This is a genomic window from Streptomyces sp. KLMMK (assembly GCF_036961605.1).
In the GTDB taxonomy this organism is placed as follows: domain Bacteria; phylum Actinomycetota; class Actinomycetes; order Streptomycetales; family Streptomycetaceae; genus Streptomyces; species Streptomyces telluris.
Genome location: NZ_JBAMDC010000334.1, coordinates 1 through 7289 on the forward strand (window position 1 = coordinate 1; position 7289 = coordinate 7289).

Sequence of the window (7289 nt, forward strand, 5' to 3'; positions counted from 1 at the left end):
GGATCTCGGGGAGCTCGCCCGTCGTCTCGTAGCGGGCCAGCATCTCGATGCGGCGGGTGTGGCGCTCCTCACCGGAGTACGGCGTGGCCAGGAAGATCTCGACGAACTTCGTCGCCTCTTCCTGGGTGTGCATCCGGCCGCCGATGCTGATGACGTTGGCGTCGTTGTGCTCGCGGCCGAGGGCGGCCGTCTGCTCGCTCCAGGCCAGGGCGGCCCGGACGCCCTTGACCTTGTTCGCGGCGATCTGCTCGCCGTTGCCCGAGCCGCCGATCACGATGCCGAGGCTGCCGGCGTCGGCGGCGGTCCGCTCCGCGGCGCGGAGGCAGAACGGCGGGTAGTCGTCCTGGGCGTCGTAGATGTGGGGACCGCAGTCGACGGGCTCGTGGCCGTGGGCCTTGAGCCACTCGACGAGGTGGTTCTTGAGTTCGTAGCCGGCATGGTCGGAGCCGAGGTACACGCGCATGCGTCCGAGTGTGGCACGAACGGGGACCGTGATCGGCCAGCAGGTCGTGGTAACTCTGAGTGAACACAACGAAATGGATTCGGGTCTTCCTAAAGACACCTTCGAAAAGTTCTAATGCGGTGGCTCGTAACCCGAGAACCAAAGGAACAACCCGAAGGAACGTGCATATGAGCGCGACACCGCCGACCATGACGAAGGGGTCGACGACCGGCGATCCCGGCAACGCCCCGGCGGCGGGCGGGGAAGGCCTCAAGGCCGGACTCAAGAACCGCCACCTGTCCATGATCGCCATTGGCGGTGTGATCGGTGCGGGCCTCTTCGTGGGTTCCGCCTCCGGCATCGCCGCCGCCGGCCCCGGCATTCTCATCTCCTACGCCCTCGTCGGCACGCTCGTCGTCTTCGTGATGCGCATGCTCGGCGAGATGGCCGCGGCCAACCCGACCTCCGGCTCGTTCTCCGCCTACGCGGACCGGGCGCTCGGCCGCTGGGCCGGTTTCTCCATCGGCTGGCTGTACTGGTTCTTCTGGGTCGTCGTGCTGGCGGTCGAGGCGACCGCGGGCGCCGCCATCCTCAACGGCTGGATACCGTCCGTCCCGCAGTGGGCCTGGGCACTGATCGTCATGATCGTGCTGACGGCGACCAACCTCGCCTCGGTCAGCTCGTACGGCGAGTTCGAGTTCTGGTTCGCCGGCATCAAGGTCGTCGCGATCGCCGCGTTCGTGGCCATCGGCCTGCTGGCCGTCTTCGGCGTGCTGCCGGGCTCGGACAACCCGGGCGCGGGCCTGGACAACCTCACCGCGCACGGCGGGTTCCTGCCCAACGGAGCGGGCGCCATCCTCACCGGTGTGCTGATGGTCGTCTTCTCCTTCATGGGCAGCGAGATCGTCACGCTCGCCGCCGGTGAGTCCGAGGACCCGCAGCGCGCGGTCCGCCAGGCCACCAACAGCGTCATCTGGCGCATCGCCGTCTTCTACCTCGGCTCGATCTTCGTCGTGGTCAGCCTGCTCCCCTGGGACAGCAAGGAGATCGCGGACAAGGGCAGCTACGTCGCGGCGCTCGACTCGATCGGCATCCCGCACGCCGGCCAGATCATGAACGTCATCGTGCTGACGGCCGTCCTGTCCTGCCTGAACTCCGGCCTCTACACCGCCTCCCGCATGGCCTTCTCCCTCGGCCAGCGCGGCGACGCGCCGAAGTCCTTCGCCACGGTCAACAAGCGGGGCGTGCCGCAGGTCGCCATCCTCGCCTCGGTCGTCTTCGGCTTCGTGTCGGTGATCTTCAACTACGTCTGGCCGGACACCGTCTTCAAGTTCCTGCTGAACGCCTCCGGCGCCGTCGCCCTCTTCGTCTGGCTGGTGATCTGCTTCACCCAGCTGAAGATGCGCGGCATCATCCTGCGCGAGATGCCGGAGAAGCTCACGGTGAAGATGTGGCTCTTCCCGTACCTGACGTGGGCCACCATCGGCATGATCACCTTCGTGCTGGGCTACATGCTCTACACCGGTGGTGACAACCGCCAGACGGTGCTCGCCTCCGTGCTGGTGGGTGTGATCGTCGTGGCGCTGGGCCTCATCCTGGACCGCCGCCACCGCGCCGGCGCCGGGCGCTAGCCGCACCGCGCACCTACGCAGAAGCCCGCGTCCCCGAGGGGGGACGCGGGCTTCTGCGTATGCGGAGGGGATCAGCCCCGGCGGCCCAGGAGCTTCCACGCAGTGGGAAGCGCTCCCATGGCCAGCGCGGCCTTCAGCGCGTCGCCGATGAGGAACGGCGTCAGGCCCGCCGCGACGGCGTCGGCGAAGGGCATGTTCGTGGCCAGGGCCAGGTAGGGCACGCCGACCGCGTAGACGATCGCGGAGCCGAGCGCCATCGTGCCGGCCGTACGCAGGACCGAGCGGTCGGCGCCGCGGCGGGCCAGGGCGCCGACGACGGTCGCGGCGAGCAGCATGCCGAGGACGTAGCCGAAGGAGGGGAAGGCGGCACCGGACTTGGCCTCGGCGAACCACGGCATGCCCGCGACGCCGGCGACGGCGTACAGGGCAAGGGAGAGGAAGCCGCGGCGGGCGCCGAGGGCGGTGCCGACCAGCAGGACCGCGAAGGTCTGGCCGCTGACGGGGACCGGGGAGCCGGGGACGGGGACGGCGATCTGCGCCGCGAGGCCGGTGAGGGCGGCTCCGCCCAGGATCAGGGCCGCGTCGCGCACCCGGGCGCGCCCGGCGGTGGAGGCGGGGAGCAGATCGGCGAGGACCGTACCGGTCCGGGGAACAGAGGCAGCGGCGGTGGCCATCTTCACTCCGCAGATAAGTGGTGGGGACAAGTGACTTTGTGACGTTAGCCGAGGGCGCTCGAAGGGACATCGCGCGGCAATGACAAAGGCGAGCCGTCCGGCTTGGAGACTTCCCCGGGTGGTTCCCGGCGCGGGCGGAATATCGCGTGATGCTTGTCACTGGAGCTCGGTAAGGCTTGGCTCGGACTGCATTGCCGGGAGAATGTGGAGTCACCTATACCCCTTTGCGCTCCGCGTGAAGATCGCCAGCGCCCTTCGCGCGGATCCGAGAGTACGAACCTCATGCACGACGCACCCCCCACCGCGGATTCCCTCGCGGGCGAGAAAGAACCCCTGTCGGCCGGGCTCAAGCAGCGGCACCTCACGATGCTCGGGCTGGGCGGCGTCATCGGCGCCGGCCTCTTCGTCGGCTCCGGCGCCGGCATCGCCGTGGCGGGGCCGGGCATCATCGTCTCCTACCTGATCGCGGGCGTGCTCGCGATGCTGGTGATGCGGATGCTCGGCGAGATGTCCGCCGCCATGCCCGCCTCGGGCGCCTTCTCGGTGCACGCCGAGCGGGCGCTGGGCCGCTGGGCCGGCTTCACCGTCGGCTGGCTGTACTGGTTCCTGCTGGTGGTCGTGCTGGCCGTGGAGGCCACGGGCGCGGCCCAGATCGCAGGCGGCTGGGTGCCGGGCGTCCCGCAGTGGGCCTGGGTGCTGATCTTCATGGTGGTCTTCACGGCCGCCAACCTCACCGCCGTGAAGAACTTCGGCGAGTTCGAGTTCTGGTTCGCCGCGCTCAAGGTCGGCGCGATCGTCCTCTTCCTGGGGCTGAGCCTGCTGGCGGTCTTCGGCGTGCTGCCGGACACCGAGGCGGTGGGCTTCACCAACCTCACCGGCCAGGGCGGCTTCCTGCCCAACGGCGTGAGCGGCGTCGTCTCCGGCGTCCTCGCGGTCGTCTTCGCCTTCGGCGGCCTGGAGGTCCTCACCATCGCCGCGGCCGAGTCCGACGACCCGGCGCGCGCCGTCGGCCGGGCGGTGCGCAGCGCCGTGTGGCGCATCCTCTTCTTCTACGTGGGCTCGATGCTCGTCATCGTCACCCTGCTGCCGTGGTCGTCGATGGAGCCGGGCAAGAGCCCGTACGTGGCCGTGCTCGACCACATCGGCATCCCGGCCGCCGGGCAGATCATGAACATCGTGGTCTTCGTGGCGCTGCTGTCGGCGCTGAACGCCAACCTCTACGGCTCGTCGCGGATGGTCTTCTCGCTCGCCGAGCGCAGTGAGGCGCCGAAGGCGCTGCTGAAGGTGTCCGGCAGCGGTGTGCCGCGCCGGGCCGTGCTGGCCTCGGTCGCGTTCGGTTTCGCCTCGGTGATACTCAACCTGCAGTGGCCGGATTCCATCTTCCGGTACTTGCTGAATGCCGTGGGTGCGGTCCTGCTCTTCGTCTGGGGCCTGATCGCCGTCTCGCAGCTGCGGCTGCGGCGCCGGATCGAGCGGGAGATGCCCGAGAAGCTCGCCCTGCGGATGTGGTGCTTCCCCTATCTGACCTGGGTCGCTCTGGCCGGGATGGGCGGCGTGCTGGTGCTGATGCTGACCGACGACGGGGCCCGGCCGCAGCTGATGTGGTCGGCCGCGGCGACCGGTGCCGTGCTCCTGGTGGCCGGGCTGCGCGAGCTCCGGCTGCGCCGGGCGGGCTGATCACGGCCGCCCGGAGCGCTCCGGGCGGCCGGATTCCTTCACCTTCTGGCGAGATGTCAGGCACGGACAGTCATACCGCCGTCTGAATATCGGACAGCCCTGTCACAGGTGTTGTCCTGGGCGAACATGACCCCCACACTGAGGCAACTTTTCCGCTCTCACCCCACGGGACACACACGACCATGACTCGGACTTCTGCGACCTCCGCGCCCGAGCGCGCGGTCGGCGACCAGGCGCCGGGCGGCACGGATCTGTCGCACGGCCTCAAGCAACGCCACCTGTCGATGATCGCCCTCGGCGGCGTCATCGGGGCCGGCCTCTTCGTCGGCTCCGGCGCGGGTATCGCCGCGGCCGGTCCGGCCATCGTGCTCGCCTATGCGGTCTCCGGACTGCTCGTGATGCTCGTGATGCGGATGCTGGGCGAGATGGCCGCGGCCAACCCGGCCTCGGGCACCTTCTCCGTGCACGCCGAGAAGGCGATAGGCCCCTGGGCGGGCTTCACGGCCGGCTGGATGTTCTGGGTGCAGCTCTGTGTGGGCGTCGCCGTCGAGGCGATCGGCGCGGCCCACATCATGCAGTCCTGGTTCCCCTCCACCGCCTCGTGGATGTGGGTGCTGATCTTCATGGCCGTGTTCTGCGGGACGAACCTCGCGGCGGTCAGCAACTTCGGCGAGTTCGAATTCTGGTTCGCGACGCTCAAGGTCGCCGCGATCGGCGTCTTCCTCGTCCTGGGCGTCCTCGCCATCTGCGGCGCGCTGCCGGGCACCGAGGCCCCGGGCTCCGACAACCTCACCGGCCACGGCGGCTTCCTCCCCAACGGCGCCAACGGCCTGGTCGTGGGCCTGCTCGCCTCGGTCTTCGCCTACGGCGGCCTGGAGACGGTGACGATCGCCGCGGCCGAGTCCGAGCAGCCGGTCAAGGGCGTCGCCCAGGCCGTCCGCACGGCGATGTGGCGGATCGCCCTCTTCTACGTCGGCTCGATGCTGGTCATCGTCACCGTGCTGCCCTGGAACGACAAGGCGCTCCTGACGGACGGCCCCTACGTGGCGGTGCTCAAGTACCTCGACATCCCGGCCGCCGGGCAGATCATGAACGTCATCGTGCTGATCGCCCTGCTCTCCGCCATGAACGCCAATATCTACGGCGCCTCGCGGATGTCGCACTCCCTGGTCATGCGCGGCGAGGGCCCGCGATTCCTGGCCAAGGTCACCGGCGGCGTGCCGCGGCTGACCGTGATCGCCTCCTCCGGCTTCGGCTTCTTCGCCGTCCTGCTCAGCTACTGGTGGCCGGACACCGTCTTCAAGTGGCTGCTGTACATGACGGGCGCGGCGGTGCTCGTGGTGTGGGGCTTCATCGCCGCCACCCAGCTGCGGATGCGCCGGCAGCTGGAGCGCTCGGCGCCGGAGAAGCTCGTGGTGAAGATGTGGCTCTTCCCGGGTCTGACCTGGGTGGCCCTGGCCGGGATCGTGGCGGTCCTCTCGCTGATGCTGCGCGAGGAGGACACCCGCATCCAGCTGTTCTTCACCGCCGGGCTCACGGGCGTGCTCGCGCTCGTCGGCTACCTGCGACAGCGCGTGATGGCCGCGAAGCACTGACCGCGGGCGGCCGACCGCGCCCTTCGGCCACCACCCACACCCCCCACGAGGCGGGCTGGGTCCTGATCTTCAGGACCTAGCCCGCCTCGGTCTTTGGTAGGAGATCGCCCACCCTTACGGCCCGTCAGTTGCTCTTGCTGGTAGCGTCTACCTGCAAGTTAATTGCAATAAGCAGTCGGAGGGCTCGGCATGGCCATCTACACACTTCCTGAACTTCCCTACGATTACGCTGCGCTGCAGCCGACGATCGACGCGAAGATCATCGAGCTGCACCACGACAAGCACCACGCGGCGTACGTCAAGGGCGCGAACGACACCCTGGAGCAGCTCGCCGAGGCCCGCGACAAGGACCAGTGGGGCGCCATCAACGGCCTGGAGAAGAACCTGGCCTTCCACCTCTCCGGTCACATCCTGCACAGCATCTACTGGCAGAACATGTCCGGCGACGGCGGCGGCGAGCCCCTGGACAAGGACGGCGTGGGCGAGCTCGCCGACGCGATCGCCGAGTCCTTCGGCTCCTTCGCCAAGTTCAAGGCCCAGCTGACCAAGGCCTCCGCGACCACCCAGGGCTCCGGCTGGGGCGTCCTCGCCTACGAGCCGATCAGCGGCAAGCTGATCGTCGAGCAGGTCTACGACCACCAGGGCAACGTGGGCCAGGGCTCGGTCCCGATCCTGGTCTTCGACGCCTGGGAGCACGCCTTCTACCTGCAGTACAAGAACCAGAAGGTCGACTTCATCGACGCCATGTGGGCCGTCGTCAACTGGCAGGACGTGGCCAAGCGCTTCGAGGCCGCCAAGCAGCGCGGCAACCTGCTGCTGGTTCCGTAAGGAACCCCGTCCCCCAGGGACCACCCCTTGATGTCCTGCTCGTGATCGTCTTCTCACCCTTCACGCGGCAGGCGGAGAAGGCCCCCGCACCGCGGGGGCCTTCTCATTCATACGTGCTCACTCATACGTGGCCGAACGCCTCGCCCGTCACCGTGAACCCCTTCGCGAGCCCCACGTCGTGCAGCCGGGCGAACCGGCCGGCGTCCCAGCACGTGCACACCGCGAAGCGGTAGTCCGCCGACGTCGTCCCATCGGCGGCGACCCGTACCGTGCCCGTCAGCCGGTACTCGAAGACGCCCAGCGCCAGCCGCCAGTCCATGCTCCCCCACGTCCGCGGGAGCTCCACCTCGCGCCGGCCGCTGTCCGCGGGGTAGGCCGCGGCCGTACGGGGTCCGTCGCGCCACCGTTCCAGGGCCTCGGCGCGCCAGCGGTCCAGCTGCTC

General features: G+C 69.1%; 7 protein-coding genes. 4 read left to right on the forward strand and 3 right to left on the reverse strand.

What is annotated here, in order from left to right:
• On the reverse strand, positions 1 to 463 hold a 463-nt coding region (locus V7793_RS30040; RefSeq protein ID WP_336012361.1), incomplete at its 3' end, for a ribose-5-phosphate isomerase.
• Positions 464 to 630: 167 nt separating this feature from the next.
• Here V7793_RS30040 and V7793_RS30045 point away from each other — a divergent pair.
• Positions 631 to 2073 carry an amino acid permease gene (locus V7793_RS30045; RefSeq protein WP_443058023.1) on the forward strand — a complete coding sequence of 481 codons (1443 nt, stop codon included), beginning with the start codon at positions 631 to 633 and terminating at the stop codon, positions 2071 to 2073.
• Between the two features lie 71 nt (positions 2074 to 2144).
• Here the strand turns inward: V7793_RS30045 and V7793_RS30050 are convergent, their stop codons facing one another.
• Positions 2145 to 2747, reverse strand: coding sequence for a biotin transporter BioY (locus V7793_RS30050; protein ID WP_336012363.1), 603 nt, complete (start codon positions 2745 to 2747; stop codon positions 2145 to 2147).
• A gap of 282 nt (positions 2748 to 3029) precedes the next feature.
• Here V7793_RS30050 and V7793_RS30055 point away from each other — a divergent pair, with 282 nt between their 5' ends.
• The 3 genes from V7793_RS30055 to V7793_RS30065 all read left to right on the forward strand — a co-directional run bounded on the left by V7793_RS30055 (position 3030) and on the right by V7793_RS30065 (position 6847).
• Complete coding sequence (locus V7793_RS30055; RefSeq protein WP_336012367.1) at positions 3030 to 4424, forward strand: amino acid permease; 1395 nt, start codon at positions 3030 to 3032, stop codon at positions 4422 to 4424.
• A gap of 182 nt (positions 4425 to 4606) precedes the next feature.
• Positions 4607 to 6019 carry an amino acid permease gene (locus tag V7793_RS30060; RefSeq protein WP_336012370.1) on the forward strand — a complete coding sequence of 471 codons (1413 nt, stop codon included), beginning with the start codon at positions 4607 to 4609 and terminating at the stop codon, positions 6017 to 6019.
• A 189-nt stretch (positions 6020 to 6208) separates the two neighbouring features.
• Positions 6209 to 6847, forward strand: coding sequence for a superoxide dismutase (locus V7793_RS30065; RefSeq protein ID WP_058044431.1), 639 nt, complete (start codon positions 6209 to 6211; stop codon positions 6845 to 6847).
• Between the two features lie 121 nt (positions 6848 to 6968).
• Here V7793_RS30065 and V7793_RS30070 read toward each other — a convergent pair.
• Positions 6969 to 7289: hypothetical protein (locus V7793_RS30070; protein ID WP_336012373.1), on the reverse strand; the 321-nt coding region annotated here is incomplete at its 5' end.

Coding starts and splice junctions, on each gene's coding strand:
- V7793_RS30045 (WP_443058023.1), top strand. CDS start 631: ATGAGCGCGACACCGCCGACCATGACGAAGGGGTCGACGACCGGCGAT.
- V7793_RS30050 (WP_336012363.1), bottom strand. CDS start 2,747: ATGGCCACCGCCGCTGCCTCTGTTCCCCGGACCGGTACGGTCCTCGCC.
- V7793_RS30055 (WP_336012367.1), top strand. CDS start 3,030: ATGCACGACGCACCCCCCACCGCGGATTCCCTCGCGGGCGAGAAAGAA.
- V7793_RS30060 (WP_336012370.1), top strand. CDS start 4,607: ATGACTCGGACTTCTGCGACCTCCGCGCCCGAGCGCGCGGTCGGCGAC.
- V7793_RS30065 (WP_058044431.1), top strand. CDS start 6,209: ATGGCCATCTACACACTTCCTGAACTTCCCTACGATTACGCTGCGCTG.